Raw genomic sequence first — 1,790 nt, 5'->3', positions numbered from 1 at the left:
CTTCAAAATCTTCGGCATCTTGATCAGGAAGGTTCTGAACCGCATGGTCAATGAATTGTTGTAATTCAACCGCCCTTGGGCCCCAAGTCTCAATTTCTTGTCCGTTTGGGTTTAAGAAGATGATTTTAGGTATCGATCGGGAAGATCCATTGGTCAAGTATTGATCCATAAGTTGCGGGTTTTCATCTCTTAACAGAAAACGTGTTTGTATATGACTTGCCTCAGCTAGGCGTAAAAAGATTGGAATGTTAAGCATCGCATCCCCGCACCAGTCCTCAGTAAGAATGATTGCACGTAAGTTCTTCTTTTGAAGACGTTCAAAAAGGGGGTAGTCTTCGGGGTTCACTTTGAAATGCTCATATATATAAATTAGGTTTTCTTGATTTTTTTCCATAGAATCGACATATTCCTGGGCTGTCCATCCTTTTTGGAACCATTCATCTAAATTCATAGTATATCCTCCTCAACATGGCATACATGTCCTTGTACCCTATTTGTTTGTTGAATATGCATGATTTATTAAAACTGTGGAATCTTTTTTTGTTATGATAAGAGAGGATAGATAGAGGAGGAATGACGCAATGAATCAAGAACGTTTAGATTTTTTACTTGAATTATTACAAACCCCATCACCTTCAAGCATGGAAATGGAAATTCAGAAGCGTTGGATAAAAGAGATGAAACCGTTCGCTGATGAAATCAAGACAGATCATGCTGGGAACGCGATTGCCGTACTTAATCCAGAAGCTGATTTCAAAATTTTGCTGGCTGGACACTGTGATGAAATCGCACTTGTTGTGAACCGTATCGATGATCATGGTTTTTTACATTTTGACAAAATGGGCGGCATTAATCCAAAGGCTGCCGTTGGAATGAAAGTAACTGTCCTTGGATATGGAAAAACTTTAACGGGAGTCATAGGGGTTAACGCTCAGCACCATGGTGGCCTCAAAGGTGATTTCAGTTTAGAAGACTTATTTATTGATTGCGGTGCGAAGTCTAAGCAAGAAATGGAAGAATTCGTTCAAATAGGAGATCTTGCTGTGTACAAGCGGGAGCCTGAAGTTATGATGGACCGCTATATCTCTGGAAGAGGGCTTGATAATCGAACCGGTCAGTTCATCGTCGGAGAGGTATTGCGCGAGCTTTCCGGAAAAGACTTGAATGTAGGGGTATATGCGGCTAGTACCGTTAACGAAGAAACCAACATGGGAGGTGCTTTTTTTGCCGCAGCAGGGATTGAACCAACTATGGCCATTGCCTGTGATGTTACCTTTGCAACCGATTATCCAGGAGTAAACAAAAACAAGCATGGGGACGTGCGGCTAGACGGCGGTCCTGTATTGGCAAAGGGCGCACCGATCAATCGTAAAATCAATCAACTGCTCGAAACAACAGCGAAATCTTTATCAATGGACGTACAATATGAATTAACTCCACGAATGACTGGTACAGACGCTGATAAAATGCGTCTGACAGGAAAAGGGGTACCAGTAAGCCTGGTTTCTCTTCCGCTCCGGTATATGCACTCCCCTGTAGAGACGGTGAGTATTGAAGATATAAAAGAAGAAGTTGAGTTGTTAGTCGAAATGATTGCGAATTTGAAAGGGACGGAAAGCTTAAACCCGTTGGACGATTAATAGGAAAGGAAAGACCCGAAGGAATATCCCTCGGGTCTTTTTGATGGCTTACATTAATATTTGATTTTTTGTCTTATTCAATAAAAGCTCCCGATTGTTGAAGACTCAGTTTCGAGATAACAGCTGTTTCCGTTGCCTTAGACAGAGAAA

General features: G+C 41.6%; 2 protein-coding genes. One reads left to right on the top strand and one right to left on the bottom strand.

The window, feature by feature from the left end:
- A partial coding sequence (locus LD39_RS20525) for a thioredoxin family protein (protein ID WP_035553068.1) occupies positions 1-451 on the bottom strand: 451 nt, incomplete at its 3' end.
- Positions 452-581: 130 nt separating this feature from the next.
- Here LD39_RS20525 and LD39_RS20520 point away from each other — a divergent pair.
- Complete coding sequence (locus tag LD39_RS20520) at positions 582-1,640, top strand: M20/M25/M40 family metallo-hydrolase (protein ID WP_035553065.1); 1,059 nt, start codon at positions 582-584, stop codon at positions 1,638-1,640.
- Positions 1,641-1,790 lie beyond the last annotated feature (150 nt).

This window comes from Halobacillus sp. BBL2006 (genome assembly GCF_000786645.1).
Lineage (GTDB): Bacteria > Bacillota > Bacilli > Bacillales > Halobacillaceae > Halobacillus.
The sequence above is the reverse complement of the archived record's forward strand: the minus strand, read 5'-3'. Positions and strand labels throughout refer to the sequence as shown.

Bases quoted from the DNA above. Each gene is read 5' to 3' on its own strand.
- LD39_RS20520 (WP_035553065.1), top strand. From the start codon at position 582: ATGAATCAAGAACGTTTAGATTTTTTACTTGAATTATTACAAACCCCA.